The organism is Dendrosporobacter quercicolus, assembly GCF_900104455.1.
GTDB lineage: Bacteria > Bacillota > Negativicutes > DSM-1736 > Dendrosporobacteraceae > Dendrosporobacter > Dendrosporobacter quercicolus.
On record NZ_FNHB01000005.1, the window covers coordinates 102,985 to 122,426 of the forward strand.

General features: G+C 49.9%; 22 protein-coding genes. 16 read left to right on the forward strand and 6 right to left on the reverse strand.

Going from position 1 to position 19,442, the window contains the following annotated elements:
• Positions 1-13 precede the first annotated feature (13 nt).
• The 3 genes from BLR06_RS11045 (at position 14) to BLR06_RS11055 (ending at position 1,025) form a co-directional block, all read left to right on the forward strand.
• Positions 14-382 carry an arsenate reductase family protein gene (locus BLR06_RS11045; RefSeq protein WP_092072913.1) on the forward strand — a complete coding sequence of 123 codons (369 nt, stop codon included), beginning with the start codon at positions 14-16 and terminating at the stop codon, positions 380-382.
• A 179-nt stretch (positions 383-561) separates the two neighbouring features.
• On the forward strand, positions 562-756 hold the full coding sequence (locus BLR06_RS11050; RefSeq protein ID WP_245698130.1) for a hypothetical protein: 195 nt from the start codon (positions 562-564) through the stop codon (positions 754-756).
• 11 nt (positions 757-767) lie between these two features.
• Positions 768-1,025: a spore coat protein gene (locus BLR06_RS11055; protein ID WP_092072919.1), complete on the forward strand. Its 258-nt coding sequence runs from the start codon at positions 768-770 to the stop codon at positions 1,023-1,025.
• Between the two features lie 77 nt (positions 1,026-1,102).
• On the opposite strand, the gene BLR06_RS20370 is transcribed toward BLR06_RS11055, so the two are convergent.
• Complete coding sequence (locus BLR06_RS20370) at positions 1,103-1,726, reverse strand: M23 family metallopeptidase (protein WP_092072922.1); 624 nt, start codon at positions 1,724-1,726, stop codon at positions 1,103-1,105.
• 190 nt (positions 1,727-1,916) lie between these two features.
• On the opposite strand from BLR06_RS20370, the gene BLR06_RS11065 reads away from it, so the two are divergent.
• The 4 genes from BLR06_RS11065 to dapA all read left to right on the forward strand — a co-directional run bounded on the left by BLR06_RS11065 (position 1,917) and on the right by dapA (position 5,699).
• A complete protein-coding gene (locus tag BLR06_RS11065; protein ID WP_245698124.1) occupies positions 1,917-3,038 on the forward strand; it encodes an efflux RND transporter periplasmic adaptor subunit in 1,122 nt (373 codons plus the stop codon).
• Between the two features lie 102 nt (positions 3,039-3,140).
• Positions 3,141-3,962, forward strand: coding sequence for a ZIP family metal transporter (locus BLR06_RS11070; protein ID WP_173812891.1), 822 nt, complete (start codon positions 3,141-3,143; stop codon positions 3,960-3,962).
• Between the two features lie 67 nt (positions 3,963-4,029).
• Positions 4,030-4,506 carry a YbaK/EbsC family protein gene (locus tag BLR06_RS11075; protein ID WP_092072925.1) on the forward strand — a complete coding sequence of 159 codons (477 nt, stop codon included), beginning with the start codon at positions 4,030-4,032 and terminating at the stop codon, positions 4,504-4,506.
• Between the two features lie 314 nt (positions 4,507-4,820).
• Positions 4,821-5,699: a 4-hydroxy-tetrahydrodipicolinate synthase gene (gene dapA, locus BLR06_RS11080; protein WP_092072928.1), complete on the forward strand. Its 879-nt coding sequence runs from the start codon at positions 4,821-4,823 to the stop codon at positions 5,697-5,699.
• A gap of 20 nt (positions 5,700-5,719) precedes the next feature.
• On the opposite strand, the gene BLR06_RS11085 is transcribed toward dapA, so the two are convergent.
• The gene (locus BLR06_RS11085) at positions 5,720-6,583 is read right to left on the reverse strand and encodes a LysR family transcriptional regulator (RefSeq protein WP_092072931.1); all 864 of its coding nucleotides are present in this window, start codon (positions 6,581-6,583) and stop codon (positions 5,720-5,722) included.
• Positions 6,584-6,772: 189 nt separating this feature from the next.
• Here BLR06_RS11085 and BLR06_RS11090 point away from each other — a divergent pair, with 189 nt between their 5' ends.
• The 7 genes from BLR06_RS11090 (at position 6,773) to nirJ2 (ending at position 12,300) form a co-directional block, all read left to right on the forward strand.
• Entirely contained in the window at positions 6,773-7,225 is a 453-nt protein-coding gene (locus BLR06_RS11090; protein ID WP_092072934.1) for an acyl-CoA thioesterase, read from the forward strand.
• A gap of 397 nt (positions 7,226-7,622) precedes the next feature.
• Complete coding sequence (locus BLR06_RS11095) at positions 7,623-8,153, forward strand: GNAT family N-acetyltransferase (protein WP_092072938.1); 531 nt, start codon at positions 7,623-7,625, stop codon at positions 8,151-8,153.
• A 114-nt stretch (positions 8,154-8,267) separates the two neighbouring features.
• Entirely contained in the window at positions 8,268-8,552 is a 285-nt protein-coding gene (locus BLR06_RS11100) for a hypothetical protein (protein WP_092072941.1), read from the forward strand.
• 38 nt (positions 8,553-8,590) lie between these two features.
• Complete coding sequence (locus BLR06_RS11105) at positions 8,591-9,049, forward strand: 2-thiouracil desulfurase family protein (RefSeq protein WP_092072944.1); 459 nt, start codon at positions 8,591-8,593, stop codon at positions 9,047-9,049.
• Between the two features lie 209 nt (positions 9,050-9,258).
• A complete protein-coding gene (locus BLR06_RS11110; RefSeq protein WP_092072947.1) occupies positions 9,259-9,867 on the forward strand; it encodes a TetR/AcrR family transcriptional regulator in 609 nt (202 codons plus the stop codon).
• Between the two features lie 230 nt (positions 9,868-10,097).
• The gene (gene nirJ1 / locus BLR06_RS11115; protein WP_092072950.1) at positions 10,098-11,279 is read left to right on the forward strand and encodes a putative heme d1 biosynthesis radical SAM protein NirJ1; all 1,182 of its coding nucleotides are present in this window, start codon (positions 10,098-10,100) and stop codon (positions 11,277-11,279) included.
• A 25-nt stretch (positions 11,280-11,304) separates the two neighbouring features.
• Positions 11,305-12,300 (forward strand): putative heme d1 biosynthesis radical SAM protein NirJ2, encoded by a 996-nt coding sequence (gene nirJ2 / locus BLR06_RS11120; protein WP_092072953.1) that lies wholly within the window; start codon positions 11,305-11,307, stop codon positions 12,298-12,300.
• Between the two features lie 66 nt (positions 12,301-12,366).
• Here the strand turns inward: nirJ2 and BLR06_RS11125 are convergent, their stop codons facing one another.
• The 3 genes from BLR06_RS11125 to BLR06_RS11135 all read right to left on the reverse strand — a co-directional run bounded on the left by BLR06_RS11125 (position 12,367) and on the right by BLR06_RS11135 (position 16,414).
• Positions 12,367-13,935 (reverse strand): FMN-binding glutamate synthase family protein, encoded by a 1,569-nt coding sequence (locus tag BLR06_RS11125; RefSeq protein WP_245698125.1) that lies wholly within the window; start codon positions 13,933-13,935, stop codon positions 12,367-12,369.
• Positions 13,936-14,190: 255 nt separating this feature from the next.
• Positions 14,191-15,876 (reverse strand): methyl-accepting chemotaxis protein, encoded by a 1,686-nt coding sequence (locus tag BLR06_RS11130; protein ID WP_092072959.1) that lies wholly within the window; start codon positions 15,874-15,876, stop codon positions 14,191-14,193.
• A gap of 310 nt (positions 15,877-16,186) precedes the next feature.
• The gene (locus BLR06_RS11135) at positions 16,187-16,414 is read right to left on the reverse strand and encodes a helix-turn-helix domain-containing protein (protein ID WP_092072962.1); all 228 of its coding nucleotides are present in this window, start codon (positions 16,412-16,414) and stop codon (positions 16,187-16,189) included.
• Positions 16,415-16,563: 149 nt separating this feature from the next.
• Here BLR06_RS11135 and BLR06_RS11140 point away from each other — a divergent pair, with 149 nt between their 5' ends.
• A complete protein-coding gene (locus tag BLR06_RS11140; RefSeq protein ID WP_092072965.1) occupies positions 16,564-16,866 on the forward strand; it encodes a helix-turn-helix domain-containing protein in 303 nt (100 codons plus the stop codon).
• Positions 16,867-17,108: 242 nt separating this feature from the next.
• Positions 17,109-18,191, forward strand: coding sequence for an HD-GYP domain-containing protein (locus BLR06_RS11145; RefSeq protein WP_092072968.1), 1,083 nt, complete (start codon positions 17,109-17,111; stop codon positions 18,189-18,191).
• Here BLR06_RS11145 and BLR06_RS11150 read toward each other — a convergent pair.
• The gene (locus BLR06_RS11150; protein WP_092072970.1) at positions 18,175-19,335 is read right to left on the reverse strand and encodes a metallophosphoesterase; all 1,161 of its coding nucleotides are present in this window, start codon (positions 19,333-19,335) and stop codon (positions 18,175-18,177) included. The genes BLR06_RS11145 and BLR06_RS11150 overlap by 17 nt on opposite strands.
• Positions 19,336-19,442: the final 107 nt, after the last annotated feature.

A 19,442-nucleotide genomic window follows, 5' to 3' on the forward strand; every position in this document is an offset into this window, starting at 1 on the left:
AGGAGCTGGGCGGATGAGGCAAAGGGTTCTTTTTGTATGTTACCCCAAATGCACGACATGTCAAAAAGCGCAGAAGTGGCTTGACCGCAATGGTATTGCCTATGAACTGCGGAATATTAAAGACCAGAATCCCACAGAAATCGAACTGAAGGACTGGCTGGTAAAAAGCAATGAACCGGTTCGTAAATTTTTTAACACCAGCGGCCTGTTATACAGATCCCTGGGGCTTAAGGATAAACTGCCAACCATGTCTGAGGCGGAGCAGCTGTCGTTGCTGGCAACGGACGGAATGCTGGTAAAACGGCCTCTATTGGTTGCCGGCAACACGGTTTTGGCCGGATTTAAAGAGGCGGAATGGGAAGGGCTCATCAGACAAACCTGAATCGCGGGCGGCGGGGAGAACGGTGAACCAAATCATTTTGCCCCGCGATATTGAAAAAACGGCGGCCGTCTTACAGACGGCGCCATTGGGTAGTGATGCATTCCGGAACAGGATGAATTTAACTTGGATATTTCAGGGCTTTTTGTTAAATAATAAGAATGTAATTTCATATGAAAGGAGTGTTTTACTTGGCGCAGTTAAGTCAACTGGAGCTTCAGCATTTGCGTCACATGATTGGAGGCCATGAGACCATGGCGAATAAGCTTGAAGCATATGCGCAGCAATGCAGCGATACTCAGATTAAGCAGATGTTTCAACAAGATGCCGCGGAAGCCAAAAGCTCCAAACAAAAACTTATGACATTTCTACAATAGGAGGTAAACACATGAACGATAAAGACATGCTGAATGACTATTTAGCATCGATCAAAGGCAGCTTATCCACCTATGCCAGTGTTATTGCCGAGACAAATAACACCCAGTTGCGTTCAACCTTTCAGCAAATGAGAAATCAGGATGAACAGCGCCAATATCAGCTTGCTCAGACCGCCATGCAAAAGGGCTATTACAAACCGGCTGCTCCTGCTGCGCAAAGCGATGTGCAGCAATTGAAGACCGAATTGATGAGCGCCTCTACCAACTAATACGGTAATTAAGCAAGCGGTGTCGTTAAATGCTTTGCATTTAACGACACCGCTTGCTTTCTGTAATTCCTGCCCGGTCATTGCAGGAGCATATATTTAATGGGATCAATAGCAACGCCATTTTCCCTGACCTCATAATGGACATGCGGGCCGGTGCTTTTTCCGGTACTGCCGGCATAGGCAATCAGCTGTCCTTTTTTGATACTTTGCCCGGCGGTTACCGTTACCTGGGAATTATGTCCATAAATCGTCTCCAGGCCATTGCCGTGATCAATATGTACAATATTGCCATAGCCTCCGGCCCAGCCGCTCTTTACAACCTGGCCATCCGCTGTCGCGACAACGGGTATACCCAGGCCGCTGGCAATGTCGATGCCCTGATGCAATTCACTGCCGTCTTCCAAAGGTGAATTGCGCCAGCCGAATCCGGAGGTTACCGGTCCGCTCGCCGGCCAGATGGACGGCGTATTAGCCAATGGATCAGTACCTCTGGCTGTTTTCTCAATTTCTTGCACCAGGCCGCTTTCATTAAGCGGAATAGCTGTCAATTCGGTTGTTGTTTGACCGCTGGCGTTGAGGGTCTGATGAAAATTGGCGATAATCCCGACAGACAATAAGATAAACAGGCCCAGGAACCAAATCGGTTTTTTACCGGCGCTGCTGACTGGCTGGTTATGCTGCGTTTGGTGCGGAATATGCATTGTTGGAGTTCCTCCTTAACGGAAAGGCTTACGAATCGAATCCAGCGGACAGCAGAATGTTGCTGTTCCTTTACATTATAACGGAAAACCTGCCGGATTTTCAATCATGGTACCTTTTGCCAACACTTGACGCATAAAGTAAAAAATGAGAACATAATAACATTAAGCTTTGATTAAGGAGAGGAGCCATGTGGGGAACTTTATTCAACAATATCGCCGCATAACAATTGCCCTCGCCGTATTTTTCATCCTGGCGGCTTTGATATTTAGCTTGTTTTCATGGCCCTGGTTCCGGAACATGCCGGTAAAAGCTCCTGTTCCTGTTGCCGCAGTACCGGTCAATACTGTAAATAAACCGGTCAGGCTTGTCCGTGAAGGCTTTGCCGGCAACGCGGCGGCCGTTCCTGTCAATGCCGACTATACCGGCCGGGTCAGTGAACTATATATCACCGAAGGCCAGCCGGTCAAAGCCGGCCAGCCGCTGCTCAAGCTTGAGGCGCTTGACGGGCAATCTTCCGGTACGGTGACAACCAATCCACCGGCCGAAGCGGGGCAGCACTTGCAGGACAATTATGACAATGCGTTAAAAAAATTTACCAGTTATCAAAAATTATATGAGCAAGGCGCTGTTGCCCGGCGGGATCTGGAAAATGCTGCGGCTGCCCTGCAGGAGGCCCGGAGAAGCCTGGACAGCAGCCGGAATGGCCCGTCTGCCAGTGCGGCCGCAGCGATGTTAAGCGGTTCGGTTGCGGTAAAGGCCTCCATTGACGGCATTGTAACAGGTTTGTCCGCTGCTCTTGGCAAAACGGTTCAGGCTGGTCAGCAGCTCATGGCCCTGGGCAGTGGACAGGAAATAAATGTTGTTCTCCGGCTTGAGCAAAACGACCTTTATCTGATTCATTTAGGCGCTGCTGTAACAATAGAAGCGCCGGGGAAAACGGTTCCTGGACAGGTTTATAGTATCTATCCGGCCGTTGAGGAGCAGCAAATATCATCTTTTCTGGCTCATGTTAAACTTGCAGATCAACCGGAACCCCTGCTGGAGCCTGGAATGGCCGTTACTGCCCGTATTGATACGGGAAAGTCGGCGGCAGTTCTTGCCGTTCCTTCAGGTTCTGTATTTCAGGATGAGCAAGGTCAGTCCTTTATTTACGCGGCAGTTAATGGTACGGCGGTCCGTCAGGCGGTAAGCCTCGGAGAAAGCCTGGGTGATTTTACCGAAGTTACCTCCAGTCTACCGCCTGACATGCTCGTCATAACTGGCAATCCGGCTGAAATAAAACACGGCGATGCCATTACGGTGAGCCCATAACAGCTGGTGCGGCCCTTGCTGACAGTCTGCTTTAGGGGCTTTTCCAAACCACACAAGTTACCTATAATAGTATTAACAGATATACAAAGGGGGTATGAGGAAATGATGGAATGGCTGGCTTCTTTTTCACCTGTTACGCAGGCGCTGTTTGCCACTCTGTTCACCTGGGGCGTTACCGCTTTAGGCGCCGGCTTGGTTTTTTTCTTTAAAACAATTAACAAAGCCGTGCTGAACGGTATGCTTGGCTTTGCCGCCGGAGTTATGATAGCGGCGAGCTTCTGGTCGCTGTTAAACCCGGCGATTGAAATGGCTGAGAATTTGGGCCAGACCGCCTGGCTGACGGCAGCGGTTGGTTTTTTAGGGGGCGGCGCTTTTTTGTGGCTTGTTGATAAAACTTTACCGCATTTACATATGGGGCTGGAAAAGGAGCAAGCCGAAGGAATTAAGACCAACTGGCAAAGAAGCATACTGCTGGTACTTGCCATTACGCTTCATAATATACCGGAAGGCTTAGCGGTAGGGGTGGCGTTTGGAGCGGTTGCCTATGACTTGCCGTCAGCTTCGCTGGCGGGAGCGGTCGCCCTGGCCATTGGTATTGGCCTGCAAAACTTTCCGGAAGGAGCTGCTGTTTCTATTCCGCTCAGAAGAGAGGGGCTGAGCCGAACCAAGTCCTTTCTCTATGGTCAGGCCTCCGGCGCTGTTGAGCCTGTCGCCGGGGTCATCGGCGCTCTTGCTGTCGTTTCAATGCAAGTGGTACTGCCCTATGCGCTTGCTTTTGCCGCCGGCGCCATGATTTATGTGGTGGTTGAGGAATTAATTCCCGAAGCCCAGCAGAACGAAGGCGGCGGTTCGACTGATGTAGCGACAATCGGCTGCATGATTGGCTTTACGGTGATGATGATTCTGGATGTTGCGCTGGGGTAACGGGAGCGAACGAACGGTCTGGGCGCTATAGCTTTTAGGAAATCGGTTAATAAAGGAGATTCGGGCAATGGCAATTGCAGCAGTGAGAAATTATTTTAAAACTTATGGCCGAGAACAGGAAATACTGGAGTTTGCGCAATCAAGCGCGACCGTGGAGCTTGCTGCGCTGGCGTTGCAGGTTATTCCGGCGCGCATTGCCAAGACGCTTTCCTTTAAACACGAGACCAGTTGCATTTTGGTTGTTACGGCCGGTGACGCGAAGGTGGACAATCGCAAGTATAAGGAAGAGTTCGGCATTAAGGCCAAAATGCTGTCGCCGGACGAGGTGCTGGCTTTAATCGGGCATGCTATAGGCGGTGTTTGCCCGTTTGGGATAGAAAACACGGCGGTCCGGGTCTATGCCGACATTTCGTTAAAGCGGTTTGAAACGGTGTTTCCGGCTTGTGGCAGCAGCAATTCAGCCATCGAACTTAATTGCAGCGAACTGTTTCAATATGCCCGGGCCGTTAAGTGGGTAGATGTTTGCAAAGGCTGGCGGGACTGAGGCTGCCGCCAGAGCAGTACTGGTTTAATTTTTACTTTAGCAGGAATTGGTCTGTAATAGAGAGAAAATACCCATAACCCGCCCAAACGGCCGGGATGGGTATTTTTGGCGTGTGCCGCCAGGATGCATGAAGGTAGTACTCTGTAACCCTTAAAACACCGATTGGGCGAGGACTTTTGCCGGGGCGGGGCGGCGACGCCGCGCCTGAGCGAAAAGATTGCGCAAGAATGCGGAATTTTAACGGTTAGAGCGTATTCGTGTAACCAGAAGCAGTGGCTTCAGATAAAAATATGAGGAAAAAGGTGGTTAATTAAGTGAAAAAACCATTGTTTACCGGCTCTGCCGTTGCTATTGTAACTCCCTTTACCGACAGCGGCGTTGATTATCAGACATTGGCGGATTTAATTGAGTTTCAGATTCAGGGCGGAACAGACGCCATTGTGGTCTGCGGGACTACCGGCGAGGCTTCCACGATGCCGGATGATGAGCATATTGCCGTCATCAGGTTTGCCGTTGAAAAAATCAATAAACGCGTACCGGCGATTGCCGGGACAGGCAGCAATGACACCCGCCATGCGATTGAATTATCGCAAGCGGCGGAAGCTGTTGGCGCCGACGGAATATTGTCGGTAACCCCTTATTACAATAAAGCTACGCAAAAAGGACTGTATGAGCATTTTAAAGTGATTGCCGATAGCATTAAGATCCCGGTGATTTTGTATAATGTCCCCAGCAGAACCAATTTAAATCTCAACCCGGAAACAATCGGGGCATTGGCGAAGATCAATAATATTGTTGCGGTGAAAGAATGCAACCTGGCGCAGGTTGGCGATGTGGTAAATTTATGTGATGAAACTTTCGCCATTTACTCCGGTGATGATAATACTATTCTGCCGGTGCTGTCCCTGGGCGGCAAAGGTGTTATTTCGACGATGGCCAACATTATTCCGCAGGATACTCATGCGATGGTCATGAAGTTCTTTCAGGGTGATATTCAGGGAGCCGTCAGGCTGCAACTGCAAACCCTCAATTTGATCAAAGCATTGTTTAGCGAAGTAAATCCGATTCCAATTAAAGCAGCGGTAAATTTGCTGGGGTATAAGGCCGGCATCTGTCGTATGCCGCTGACGGAGTTAAGTGACGAGCATCTTGCGCTTTTGCGCAGTGAAATGAAGGCTTACGGCTTACTATAAACCCTATAAACCACCGTCAGTTACTTAAACAGTTCAATAAAGCGCGCTGCAACGGGCGAAAGCGAACGCTTTTTATGCCAGATGACAGCGCGCGTGGTTGTAAGCAGGGGACTGCTGATTTCGCGGACTTTCAGCGAGTCTCCGGCCAGCAGGCTGACGGAGGATTTGGGAACGATTGCCACGCCGATGCCCAGGTTTGCCCAAATCAACAATGGGGTAATGTCATCACTGGTACAAAGGATGAACGGCTCGAAGCCCATTTGGTGACAATATTCCAAAATGATTGTTTCGTGGCGGCGGTGGATCAATAAATTTTCGTTACGCAAATCATCCAGGCGTAAATTTGGTTCGGCGGCCGGTTCGAAAATTCCCGGTGCGGCTACAGCTACCATTGACTCCTCAGGCAAGGTGATAAAGTCGTAAATTTCGGAATCGAAAGGAAAGCGTACAATACCCAATTCAATCAGCCCGGCATTTAGCAATTCCAGAATTTTGCGGGTTTCTCCCTGTTTCAGGTCAAAGGAAACCCGGGGATACAATTGATGAAACTGTTGAATATGTTCAGGAATAATCGAGCGGCCGGATGAAGTAATTGCGCCGATCATTAGTTTGCCTTTTACTCCTTCCGATACTTCCTGGATGTCATTCATTGTCGTCTTGGCCAGTTCAAGGATTTGTTCTGCTCTGGTTTGGAGCAAGTAACCTGCTTCCGTCAGGCTGATTTGTTTTTTATTCCGTTCCAGCAGCTTTACCCCCAGCTCTTGTTCGAGCAAAATTAACTGTTGGCTGAGCGGCGGCTGCGTGATATTCAGACGTTTTGCGGCTTTGGTAATTTGGCCTTCCTCGGCAACCGCCAGAAAATAGCGCAACTGTCGAAATTCCATCAATTACATACCTCCAGACACATACGAAAAACAAATATTAAATATACGAAATAAATATTTTTCATATGCTGCTTTCTTTGCTATAATTGTACTTGAGGACATCAATTTTTGTCAAAGCATAATAAATTATTAGTTTTGTATATTGTATTCAAAATACAACGTATAAAGCTAGAGTCGAGGCGAACGTATATGAACAAAAAAATCATTATTCATCATCTGGTCAAGGGATCAGACTTAAATCATCATGAAACCTTATACGCCGGGCGGGGGGCGGAATGGCTGGTAGAATCAGGCTTTATCGCCGCATCAAGCCTGACCCGTCCCGAGGACACCGTTTGTCTGAACATCCATGGAATGATTTTCACCCGGCCGGTGAAAAAAGGCAGCTTACTAAAATTTGAAAGTCAGGTTGTTTATACCGGTAAAACCAGTTTAGTGGCTTATGTCCGGGTGACTTTCAGCCAGACCGGTGAATTTGTAGTGGAAGGTTTTTTAACGTTCATTCATGCTGATAATGGCAAAGCGACTCCTCATGGTATTGTTATTAAACCGGAAACACCCGAAGAAATTGCCTTATATGAAGAAGGTAAAAGGTTAAAAGAAAACGCTCATAACTTTACCAAAGGCCTTGGCGCCAAATAAGCAGTCTGGCCCAGCCCCAAACGGGGGTTGTCGCAAACGTTTTTAGAGAGCGCCAGGCCGCTTTCTGGGCCGTCGTTATGCATAACGCTCTCCCTCGTCTAGGTAATACTTGAGGATTAACAAAAACACAGGGAGACAGGTTCCTAGTTTGCTTTTGCAACTAGGGACCTGTCTCCCTGTTTGAATACGGCTTTCAGCCATTGCCGGGTTGCCGTTTCGCATTGCTGGCAAGCCGCTTACTGCAAAGCCCTGTTTGTGTTCATAAAGCTCTGCCGTTTAGGGAGGATGTCCCTGCGGCAGCGCCAACAGCTATATTTAAATAAGTTCAAGGTATTAGCCGGAAAAGTCTGGGAAATCATAATGAAGCGAATGGAATAATGCCGGGAGGTGTAATCGGATGACCGTTATCAGCACGCGACGGCTGCTGCTTAGGCAAGCGGCTGTTGAGGATGCCCCGGTGCTATATACGTACTGGTCGGACGGGGAAGTCACCAGATATATGAATATCGCCCCGATGGAGCGGCTAAGCCAGGCGGTGGAAATGATTAAGCTGCTGAACTCTCTTGCCGTCCATGGACAGGCTTTCCGCTGGAGTATATTAGACCGTGAAACAGGTGCGGTGGCAGGTTCCTGTGGCTTCAATCAGCTTGACCGGGAAAATCTGCGGGCCGAGATTGGTTATGAACTGGGCCGGCAATACTGGGGCCGCGGCTTCATGCTGGAAGCGCTGCAGGCGGTGCTGGATCATGGATACCGGCAAATGCAGCTTAACCGCATTCAGGCGCTGGTCGAGCCGCCGAATGCCGCATCGCGAGGCTTATTGAGCAAGCTTGGCTTCCGGGAAGAGGGCCTGCTTCGGCAATATGAACGCGCCAAAGGACGTTTCATAGATGTAATTATGTATGCAAGGCTGAAAGCGGAGCTTTAAATGCTAAAAAAATATGTTGTAAAATGACGATGATGATGTAAGCCGGCGGCAGCTCGTGTATAATGAAAGATAAATGGACAATTTTTGGCGTACATTTGATTAGGAGGCGATGCTATGAGTGAGAATCAGGATTTACAACAAAACCAGCCAGCCCGGTTGAGGCTTGTTATAGGCAATACCGACCGTACGGCAGAAGAAGTAATCCGCCAGATTCGCCGGCATACGGATGCGTTTTCCGGTCTTAAGATTGAAAAAGCGGCGGCGGCAGTCCCGCGGACCGGCCAGATTATTGTTGACGTTCAATCGCCTGCGGCGGATATCGACCTGGACAAACTCCGCCGTACGCTTAATGAGGCCGGCTCTTGCATGTTTCAGGTAGAGTCAATAGCGAAGATCTAATTGGACGAAGGCGGAATTAAGCGGCAGGGGTGGAATAAATGATTGTGGTAAGCGCCTGTTTAGCCGGCATAAAGTGTCGATACAACGGACAATCTTATCCTGTTTCCGCGGTAACCGGCCTGCTGGCAACAGGGCATTCGATTCCTCTTTGTCCCGAAGTGCTGGGCGGCTTGCCAATACCGAGAATGTGCGTGGAACAGGTAAATGGCAGGCTGTTAACAGCGGCAGGGGAGGATGTGACAGGCCCGTATATGGCCGGGGCGGAAGCTGCCTTAGCGATAGCGCGGCTGGCGGGCTGTACTGCGGCTGTATTAAAATCGAAATCACCGACCTGTGGCTGCGGTCAAATTTATGACGGCACGTTTACAGGAAGATTAAGGAGCGGCGACGGTATCTTTTGTACAATGCTGAAAAACGAGGGAATCCGTGTTTATACGGAAAGCGACCTTATTGCCGTTTCAGCGCTGGCAAAAGAGCGGACTGGCTGGGGAGAGTAAGCCAATCCAATTGCCATTTGAACCAGGCTGGCAATTGGCGGTGGTCTTTCGATCACAGGGCGGTTGCCAGTCCTATTTTTACGTTGTATTATTGAGGATATTAAGTATAATGAAAAGTAAAGGGCTTAGGCTCCAGTACCGTGCGTCACCCGCATCCTAATCTCAAAATTTAAGCGACGCACAGGACTGGGATCACGGAGGGACTTGGTGTGGGTAGTTTAATCAATCGCCGCGAGCGGAAAAAAATTAATTCCAAAAAGGCAATTGTTGATGCTGCAGTTAAGTTGTTTTTGCAAAAAGGTTACGGAGAAACCTCAATTGCGGAGATTATGAATGAGGCTGATTTGGGCATTGGCACTTTCTATAATTATTTTCAGTCCAAAGAGGATATTCTGATGCATTTTTTGGCTAAGCTTATTTCTGAAACGAATAAATTCTACCTGAATTTGTCCAAAGAACCAAAAGCAGCTTCCGTAGTTCTGGCTGAGATGTTTTTATTTACCGGCCGGATTTTGGCTGAAAATCGGTTTGTGCTGCCTTTGTTTTTAAGCGCCGCCCATAAAACAGCCGCGCATAAAAATTCTCCACCGTCAGCCGAGGGACTGACTTTTAAAGCCATTTTTGACAATATCATTAAGCAGGGTCAGGAAAAGGGCGAATTTCGTCAGGATATTCCGGCCGAAGTCATCACTGAAATGTTTCATTCGGTATTTCAGGCAGCTTCATTTAGCAGTTTGCCATTTCCTTTTCGGGAAAACATTGAATATAAACTAAAGCTGATTTTGGACGGTCTGACTGTCAAGGCCGATAACGGCTGATTTCACTGGAACCGGGCGGCACTGGATTTGTGTAACAGACGAATGCTGCTGTTTCACGGATGACAGTGTTTTTTTATGCTGTGGAAGTAGTATTCCATTATTGACCTGGCTGGTGATTGCGTGATAAAATACGCTTAATGATGAATGTGATTCACTTATGAATAATATTCCGTTATTGCTAATCCGGGAGACCAATCTGGACAAGACCGTATGTAGATGGAGATGAAAAAATGATTAGTGTTACTAAGCTGCTGTTTTCGACTCAATATTTTGGCGACAGCCTGCGTTATAACCAGGCTTCACGGGGCGTGCGCCATGGCGTTGCAAGCGGCGCCGGACCGGTTGTGGTGTGGAACTCAACCAAGACCTGTAATTTGCGATGTCGTCACTGTTATATGGATTCGGACGCCCGGAAGTATGATGACGAATTAACTACGGGCGAAGCCCGGCGTTTTATTGATGATTTAGCTGATTTTCGGGTGCCGGTATTGTTATTTTCCGGTGGAGAGCCGCTCCTGAGGCCTGATTTTTTTGAGCTGGCGGCATATGCCGCTGAGCGGGGCATCCGGCCAACGCTGTCCACCAACGGAACTTTAATTACGCCGGAAGTGGCCAGACGGATTAAAGCCATTGGCATTGGTTATGTTGGTATTTCTCTGGATGGCTTAAGAGAAGTAAACGATCAATTCCGTGGCCGGGACGGCGCTTTTCAGGCGGCGATGGAAGGCATACAAAACTGTGTGGCGGCCGGTCAGCGGGTAGGCCTGAGGTTTACGATCAACCGTCACAACTTACAGGAACTTAATCACATTTTTGATTTTATTGAAGCTGAAAATATTGACAGGGTTTGTTTTTACCATTTGGTTTATTCCGGCCGGGGCAATAGCATGACAGGTGAAGATTTAACCGCTGCCGAGTCCCGTCAGGCGATGGACATCATTATTCACCGGACCCGTGATTTTGAAGAACGGGGCCTGGCTAAGGAAATCCTAACAGTTGATAATCATTGCGACGGTGTTTACATATATTTAAAAGCGCTGCAGGAAAACAATACTGCGCTGGCCGAGCAGGTCAAATCGCTGATTTCCCTTAATGGCGGCAATCGATCCGGTATTGCTTTTGCTGAAGTTGACCCGAACGGCTTTGTCCATCCCGACCAGTTTACACAGCATCATACCTTTGGCAATGTCCGGGAGCGCAAATTCGGTGATATTTGGACAGATCCGGCCCACCCTATTTTAGCAGGGCTGAAAGACCGGAAGTCTTTGCTTAAAGGCCGCTGCGCCGTTTGTAAGTATCTCAATAACTGCAATGGCAATTTTCGTACGAGGGCTGAGACTGTTACCGGAGACTTTTGGGAATCCGATCCGGCCTGCTATCTGACTGATGAGGAAATTGGCCTGGTTAAATAGAAATGGAGCGCGAGGAGAATGACAAATGATTATTTCCTGGAATACAACGAATGCCTGTAATATGTATTGCGATCACTGCTACCGGGATGCCGGCTGCCGGGCGGAGGAGGAACTGAATACCGCTGAGGCCAAGACCTTGCTGGAACAAATTGCTAAAGCCGGCTTTAAAATTATGATTTTTAGCGGCGGTGAACCGTTAACCCGTCCGGATATCGTAGAATTGGTCCAGTATGCCGCAAAGCTGGGTTTACGGCCTGTTTTCGGCACCAACGGCACGTTGATTACCGTTGAGCTGGCGCGGGATCTGAAGGCTGCCGGGGCAATGGGCATGGGAATATCGCTTGATTCTCTGAATGTGCAAAAACATAATGAATTTCGCCGGTTTCCCGGGGCCTGGGAAGGAGCGGTGCGGGGAATGCGCAATTGCCGGCAGGCCGGCCTGCCTTTTCAGATTCATACGACGATTATGGACTGGAATGTGCAGGAAATTGAAAATATTACTGATTTTGCCGTGGCTGAGGGGGCGGTCGCCCATCATTTTTTCTTCTTAGTGCCTACAGGCAGGGCTGTTTCGATTGAAACAGAGTCATTGCGGGCCCAGGCCTATGAAGAGACGCTGACCAGAATTCTAAAAAAACAGCAGCAAGTCGATATTGAACTAAAACCTACCTGTGCGCCGCAGTTTATGCGTATTGCCAGGCAAATGGGAATGAAGCTTAGGTTTGGCCGGGGCTGTCTGGCCGGTACGGCCTATTGTATCATCAGTCCGAGGGGCCAGGTTCAGCCTTGCGCTTATTTGAATATACCGCTGGGCGATGTCAGAGATACGCCATTTGATGAGATCTGGCGCAACAATGAAGTGCTGCAAAAGCTGCGGACGCTGGAGTATCAGGGCGGCTGCGGGGCCTGTGAGTATAAGCGGCTGTGCGGCGGCTGCCGGGCCAGAGCGGCCTATTATCATGAGGATGATTATATGGCTGAAGAACCTTGGTGCTTGTATCATGGCCGCCAGGGAGCTTAAGCGTTTATACTGTCCTGCGGTCAGACGACCAGGGCTAAACCAAAGGAGGCTGTAAGCATTGGATGCTTACAGCCTCCTGACCGTTAACGCCTTCTTTTCTTCAGCCAGCAGCCGGTACTGATTTCTCAGCAGGTGAACCCGGGGTAAGTCCTGGTTGTAACACAGTTCAGCCAATATCGATTCCATAAAGCCCGCCAGACGATGAGCCAGACTGAGCAGGCCCCGCAATTGATTCAGCGATTGCCGGAGGCTTTCGGCGCCAGGCAGAGCGGCGGGAGCTGATACCGGTTTTACGCCGGTAATTTCGGCAGTCCGGCAATCCAAAGCAACAAGGTCGTCCGGACTCAGTTCCCGCAACGATGACTTGCCCAGTGCGCGCATGGCTTCCTCCATTTCCAGCGTCATTGCGGTCAATACATTAGCGACGCAGGCCGCAGCCTGATCAATATCAAGTTCTGTTTTGGCGGGGGAATGATAATAGACTAAGGTGGTCGGCGGCTTCCAGGGAATAACTTTTTGCACTTGGTTGTGGCCTAAGGCCATCAGGGGAACGGTTGCCAGATAAATAGCGTCAGCGCCCAGGGCCAGCGCTTTAAGGCATTGACCCGGCGTAAAAAAACCGCCTGAAATCACTAGGCTGACGGAAGTACCTTGTAAAAAACGTTTCGCGCGCATTAATGCATGGATGCCGGGTATGCCAAAGTCATCTTGCTTGATGGGCGCAGTTGCGTGCGTTCCAGCCTCGGCGCCGTCGATAACAATGACATCAAAGCCCAAATCGACCGCGGCGGTCAATTCTTCTTCCAGGTGGTCTGTTGCCATCAGTTTCAGGGCAAGGGGAATTCCATTAGCGCGTTGGCGCAGCTTTTTTATAAACTCCGGCCAGTCGGCGGAAGTTTTGACTTCCGGCGGCGCAGGCAGTGAGATAGCCGGTTGGCCGGGCGCAAGGCCGCCCAGTATCCGGGCGCGGCCTTCCAGCTCCTGCGCCTCAATGCGGCTGGTTCCGATATCGGCTCCCTGGCCCATTTGAATCTCCAGCATATCGGCCAACCCGATTTGCTCATCGGTTCGCGCTCCCCAGGACCAACGGCATATTTGCAAAATAAACTTATCGGTTTCCAGCGGCTCCTCCGGCAAAAAAGGCCCTTCTCCGGAATTGGTGGCGGTTTTTAAGGCCTTAGCGGCCTTGGCTAAAGCCAGCTTAGCTTCCTCGCTCAGCGCCAGCCCGTACGCCATTGCGCTGATCATCAGCGGTATTTGGATCGTTAAAGGCTTTTGGGCCTTGGGGCCAAGGGTAACTGAGAGATCAATTCCGGCGCTTTCGGGCAATGGCAATTTGGTCATTTGCCGGGGTGAAAACATCAGCTGATCGTAACCGGCAAAATGTTTAACCGGGCCGATCGGTCTTGTCAGAACCTTGCCGTTTTCCGCCCTTAAACTGAGTTCAAGCAGATTGAGCAGCGAAAAACGCTTTAACGACGGCAATAGCTCGGCTACGTTTTGACTGTATTGCTCGGTCAGCAGTTTTGACATAACAAGGTTGGTAACCACCTGCGCAATATAGCGGATAAGCGGCTTGGCCGCCAGAGTTACTCCCACCAGCAGGAGCAAGATTAACCAGGGGATTTTTGCCATAACCATTATCCTCAAGTAAAAGTTTGATTGAGTATAGTATAAGCATTCCGCTGATTTTAAACCGTCCGGGTTAAGCGCTAAAAAATGGAATGGTATAAAGGCTTGCCGTCCGGCTCAGGAGCCGGGATTGTCATGATTGGTGATTAGCCGGAGCGTATCGCAAGGCGATTGTCAGCCATAACCAAAACAGGGGTGTCTTTCACTGCTTTTGCAGATAGAGACACCCCTACTGTCGCTCCTACTGTTCCGGCAGCTTTACAATTTAAATTGCCGGACGGCTATTTGCATATCTTCGGCCAGTTTGGCCAGAGACTGGCTGGCCGAAGCCACTTCCTGCATAGAGGCTGACTGTTCTTCGGTGGCCGCGGAAACCGACTGGGCTTCACCGCTGGCATTTTTACTGAGATCATCGATTTTCTTCACCGAATTTACCATTTGCTGGCTGCCCTGCGCCATTTGGTCAATTGCGGCTGATATTTCCTTAACCTGATCGGATACCTGGTCAACCAGTTCGTTGATTTGGCGGAAGGATACCCCGGCCATGTTGACAACTTCGGTTCCCAGTTTGACTTCATGCGAGCCTTCGTTCATTGCAGTCACGGCTTGGGCGGTATCCTGCTGAATTTCACTGATCAGGGCGGCAATTTGTTTGGCCGCTTCTTCCGACTGTTCCGCTAATTTCCGGACTTCCTCGGCTACGACGGCAAAACCCCGGCCCTGCTCGCCGGCGCGGGCAGCCTCAATGGCTGCATTGAGAGCCAGCAGGTTGGTTTGTCCGGCGATTCCGGCAATGGTGTCAACAATCGTGCCAATCTCCTGGGACTGCGCACTTAGCTTGTCTACTGTTCCGGCAACAGCCTGCACCGATTTTTCGATCTCGGCCATTTGACTGACCGCTTTTGCTACGGCCTCGCCGCCGGTTGCGGCCTGCCTGGCGGCTTCGGCGGACTTCGCCGTCACCTGATTGGTGCTGGAGGCTATTTGCTGCAGGCCGGCGGTTGTCTGTTCGACAACCGCCGAGGTTTCGTTGGCGGCAGTCAGTTGTTCTTCAGCGCCTCTGGCCACATCGGTAATTGAGGCTGCAATCTGATTAGCAGCCTGCGCGGACTGGTCGGCGCTGGCTGTCAGTTCTTCGGAGGAGGCGGCAACCTGTTCAGCGTTGGCGGACACCTGCCGGACCAGATTGCGCAGATTGGTTACAGCAGTGGCGAAGGATGAGGCCAGTTGTCCGACTTCATCTTTGCTTTGCGGCTGGATTTCGATGGTTAAATCACCTAAAGCCAGCTTCTCCGCTGCCTGGGCCATCTGTTTTACGGGGGAGGCTATGTTGCGGGCCGAAAAAAAGCCGATGGCAATACCCAATAATGCCGACACTAATGCCGCTATGACCGAGGCGTTCTGAGCCGTTCTGGCTGAATTGAGAATGTTGTCGATCGACTTGTCTATTGCTGCATTCCGAAACTCTTTCGCTTCGTTGACTTTTTTCTGCAATGCATTGGCGGCCGGCGTCACCTCATTCAGCATGTTCCGGGTAGCTTCCTCGGTGTTGCCGGACTGCAGCAGCGGCAGTATTTTGTTTTCCACCAGGGCGGAGTACTGCTCGTTGGCCGTCTTGAGCTCGCCTGCCAGCTGTCTGGCGGCTTCTGTACCTGATTTTTCGATAAGTTCATTTTCAGCCTGGATGTTAAGCTCTTTCAGTTTGTGATATTCTTTCAGCATCGATTCGTCGCGGCTGATCCAATATCCTCTCATGCTGGCCACCTGTCCTGTTGCCCTGAGGGCAATATCATTGCTCAGAGCCAGACGCGGCAGGTCGGTGGTTTTGAATGTTTCGGCGGTCTCGGCAATGGCGTCTATTTCACGGCTCATATAGATAAAGCCAATTGAAGCCACCAGCACTACTGCGATAAAGCTGGACACCATTTTCCCTGTGAGTTTCATTTAACCCATCTCCTTGTATATATTAGCTGAACGGCGGCTGAGGGCCTTGACAAAGTAAAATATTAGGTTAAACAACACATTTTCCCGCACGGCTTCGTTGCCGGCGCCTGCAGTGCAAAAAATCTATGTTGTTTGAAACATCTAACCTTGCGAAGGCACTGAGAAGCGGGATTATGCGAAAAACATGCCTTGATGGCATGTTTTTCGTGCAATTTCACCACTTTATGTCATTCAGCTTGACAGCGTATTTGCTTGTTTAGCTTCTAATAAAAGCTCAATCTGTGAATCATAATAATGTCTGACAGGATATTCAGGTTGCCGGGGAAGGACCGCCGGAAGACGAATCTTCCAGTAAATCGTTTACCGTGACCTCTAAGGCTGTGGCTATCCGCTTGACTGTTTCGATACCAGGGTTGCCAAGCGTTCCTTTTTCAATGCGCGATATGGAGGACTGGGGAACTCTGGCGGCACGTTCCAATGCTTGCTGCGTCATCTTTTTTCGTTCCCGTAAACGCAAAATATTATGTCCAAGGTCCAATGATCTCACATCCTATGCGTTTAATCATAATTATTTTATGCTTTTATACATTAAATGTCAATGCATCTTTGCATAATATTTAATTAAAAAAATCTAGTGTATAATGCAAATAAGCATAATAATTTGCAATTATTTAGGCAGGTGATACTTTGGATATTAGTCAAATTATCAGAAGCAACCGGGAAAAGCAAAATATGAGTATCAATTTATTAGCCAAAAAAGCCGGCATATCGCAAAGCTCTCTGAGCCGGATTGAAGCCGGGATTAATTCGCCGACCTTTGAAGTGCTAGAGCGTATTGTTACAGCGCTGGGCTTATCCTTAAGCAATTTTTTCTCCAGTGTTCAGCCCGAGCTGGAGCCGGATCTAAAGCGGCTTCTCGACACGATCAAAGCCTTAACGACAGCGCAGCGTCAAGCTTTACAAGTATTTTTGGAATGTATGAAAAATTAGAACGGGTAACGGCCAGACAGCTCTTACGATCATTTGGTCCAAGGGAAGTGACCGTAAGAGCTGTCTGGCAATCCCGGGGGCTGGTACCTGATCAGGTACTAGGACTTATGACTGGGGACAGGGATGCTTAATAGGACTATGGTTAGATTGTAAAACAGGCCTTTAAATTGTATAATGATGGTCAAATACACCGAAGAAATATCCGCTGGAGAGTGGGGAGCCGGTTGCGACAGGGGGCATGAATGATGGCAACAAAAATGATAGCGGTAACAGATCTGGAACCAGGCCTGGTGCTTGCCGATGCGGTTATTTCAGTCAGCGGCAAGGTTCTGCTGGGAAAAAATGTAGTATTGACGCAGCGTCACATTTCCCTGTTAACAACCTGGGATGTAAAGCAGGTGTTTATTGATGACAGGGAGGAAGCGCCGGCCGCCGGCGAGGCCGAACCTGAGCCAGGCGCCGAACCGGCAGAGGATACAGCCCCGGACGGAGGGCAAAAGACCGGCGCTTGCGAGTATGTAAAGTTTGTTCAGGAATTTGATTCTCTGGTTACCCATGTTGCGCAAACGTTTGAGATTATTCAAAAGCAAAAGCTTATTCCCTTGTCGTCGCTAAAAGATGCAGCCGGTCAAATACATTCCTCTATCCAAAATAACAGTCTGGCAGGTCTTAATCATTTGTTGATCAGCGACTACAAATTGGCGGATTTCGTTTCACGGCATTCGGTGATGGTGGCCTATCTGGCCGGAAACATTGCCCGCAAATTGAAGTGGAGTGAACAGGATATTCGAGGGGTGGCGCTGGCTGGACTGCTGCATGACGTCGGCAGTCTGGCGGGAGGCAAAAAAAATGACCCCCGTACACATCTGGCTGAGGCAGCCGCTCTGTTAAAGAAATTAAACGGCATACCCGGTGAAGTTATCCTCGGCGTGGTGCAGCACCGGGAATGCATTGACGGCAGCGGGTTTCCCACTGCCGTCAAAGGTTTTAAAATACATCCCTACGCCAAAATCATTGCCATTGCCGACACCTTTCATGTGCAGGCCTACAGCGGGGAGTACGCCAATCCGTTTCCGGTACTGGATACGCTGGCTTACAAAATGCTGGGCAAACTGGATACCGCAATTTGCCGTACGTTCGTCGGTCAGGTAAAAGACAGCTTGCTGAATAACCGGGTTTTGCTGCTGGACGGCCGGGAAGCTGAAGTAATCTTCTTTCATCCCAATGGTTCCTACCTGCCGATTGTCAGAACGGCTGACGGGCAGATCATTGACCTCGCGCAACGAGGCGGTGCCGGGATCAGCCGGATTATGGCGCCTCTTTAGGGTTAAAATGAATGATAAGATTCACAATTTCAGGCTGATTGCCGATCCGGATGGGCGGTCCCCAGGTACCGTAACCGCAGGAAACAATTACTTGCAGCCTATTTTTGCGCAAATAGCCCCAGTCCACTTCATAGACAGCCTGGGTGATCAAATGATTGGGAAACATTTGTCCCCGGTGGGTATGTCCTGATAACTGCAGGTCGACGTTGGCGGCTTCAGCTTCCGCCAGATCCGCCGGCTGGTGATCCAGCAGGATGACCGGAAGAGCGGTATCCACCTCCTGCATAATGGCGGCTAACGGAGCTCTGGTCAGACCGGCGAAACGATGCCGGGAATAGTCATCGCGTCCCGCCAGATAAAAACTATCATCAATTTTAACTGCGGCATCACGCAGCACTTTTATTCCGCCACGTTGTAATTCAATGATGGCGGCTTCTGATTTGCCGCCAATATATTCATGATTGCCCAGCACAGCGTATGTTCCCAACGGCGGGTTAAGCCGGGTAAAAGCATCGGCCATCCGCTTGTCGGCAAACAGGTCGACATCTTCATCAATGATATCGCCGGGCAGTAATACCAGCTCAGGCTGCAGGGCATTGATGCGCTTGATCAAATCATGCAGCCGCGCCGTGGTCACGATTTTCCCCAGGTGGATGTCCGATACCATTACCACGTGCAGTGAAGACCGGGGCGAGGGCTTATGGATGGTGACTTCGTAATTCCGGATAACCGGGTGGTTGGCATTATAGATCCCATAAATTAATAAACTGGTTGCCGCGGCCAGCACCAGCGGCATGCCGACGGCGGTGCGCCAATGACTGGCGCCGGCGAATCCGGCGAATCCGGCTGCCCATGAACAAAGATCAAGCAGTATGGTCAGCAAAAACAGATAATAGATCATCCCGAACCAGTAGGAACCAATGATGGTTAATTTGTTAATCAGCCCAAGCGGCAGCAGCGATTCCCCAAACCGTCCTAAGGGATAGGCAAGGGTCAGAAATAAGCACAGCAATACATACCAGCTTAAGTTCAAGGCCGGATAATACAGGTGCAGAGTCTGCCAGCCCCGCCAGGCTGCATAGAGATTGGCCAAGCTGTATATTGCCAGAAATATTGTGAAAAAGGTTACCCATTTAGCAGGCATAAATGCACCCCTTATCAAGTGAGACTTACTGGTAACGGCAGTGTGTTCCCAAAATGCTGGCCGGTCGGCTGCGCTATAAAGACAGAGCAGTGAACCGGCGCTTGCAG

What these genes read in the sequence shown, in the direction of transcription:
- BLR06_RS11100 (WP_092072941.1), top strand. Translation starts at nt 8,268, where the DNA reads ATGAGTGAGAATCAGGATTTACAACAAAACCAGCCAGCCCGGTTGAGG.
- nirJ1 (WP_092072950.1), top strand. Translation starts at nt 10,098, where the DNA reads ATGATTAGTGTTACTAAGCTGCTGTTTTCGACTCAATATTTTGGCGAC.
- BLR06_RS20370 (WP_092072922.1), bottom strand. Translation starts at nt 1,726, where the DNA reads ATGCATATTCCGCACCAAACGCAGCATAACCAGCCAGTCAGCAGCGCC.
- BLR06_RS11145 (WP_092072968.1), top strand. Translation starts at nt 17,109, where the DNA reads ATGATGGCAACAAAAATGATAGCGGTAACAGATCTGGAACCAGGCCTG.
- BLR06_RS11085 (WP_092072931.1), bottom strand. Translation starts at nt 6,583, where the DNA reads ATGGAATTTCGACAGTTGCGCTATTTTCTGGCGGTTGCCGAGGAAGGC.
- BLR06_RS11105 (WP_092072944.1), top strand. Translation starts at nt 8,591, where the DNA reads ATGATTGTGGTAAGCGCCTGTTTAGCCGGCATAAAGTGTCGATACAAC.
- BLR06_RS11070 (WP_173812891.1), top strand. Translation starts at nt 3,141, where the DNA reads ATGATGGAATGGCTGGCTTCTTTTTCACCTGTTACGCAGGCGCTGTTT.
- BLR06_RS11150 (WP_092072970.1), bottom strand. Translation starts at nt 19,335, where the DNA reads ATGCCTGCTAAATGGGTAACCTTTTTCACAATATTTCTGGCAATATAC.
- BLR06_RS11095 (WP_092072938.1), top strand. Translation starts at nt 7,623, where the DNA reads ATGACCGTTATCAGCACGCGACGGCTGCTGCTTAGGCAAGCGGCTGTT.
- BLR06_RS11125 (WP_245698125.1), bottom strand. Translation starts at nt 13,935, where the DNA reads ATGGCAAAAATCCCCTGGTTAATCTTGCTCCTGCTGGTGGGAGTAACT.
- BLR06_RS11090 (WP_092072934.1), top strand. Translation starts at nt 6,773, where the DNA reads ATGAACAAAAAAATCATTATTCATCATCTGGTCAAGGGATCAGACTTA.
- BLR06_RS11075 (WP_092072925.1), top strand. Translation starts at nt 4,030, where the DNA reads ATGGCAATTGCAGCAGTGAGAAATTATTTTAAAACTTATGGCCGAGAA.
- BLR06_RS11045 (WP_092072913.1), top strand. Translation starts at nt 14, where the DNA reads ATGAGGCAAAGGGTTCTTTTTGTATGTTACCCCAAATGCACGACATGT.
- BLR06_RS11055 (WP_092072919.1), top strand. Translation starts at nt 768, where the DNA reads ATGAACGATAAAGACATGCTGAATGACTATTTAGCATCGATCAAAGGC.
- nirJ2 (WP_092072953.1), top strand. Translation starts at nt 11,305, where the DNA reads ATGATTATTTCCTGGAATACAACGAATGCCTGTAATATGTATTGCGAT.
- BLR06_RS11130 (WP_092072959.1), bottom strand. Translation starts at nt 15,876, where the DNA reads ATGAAACTCACAGGGAAAATGGTGTCCAGCTTTATCGCAGTAGTGCTG.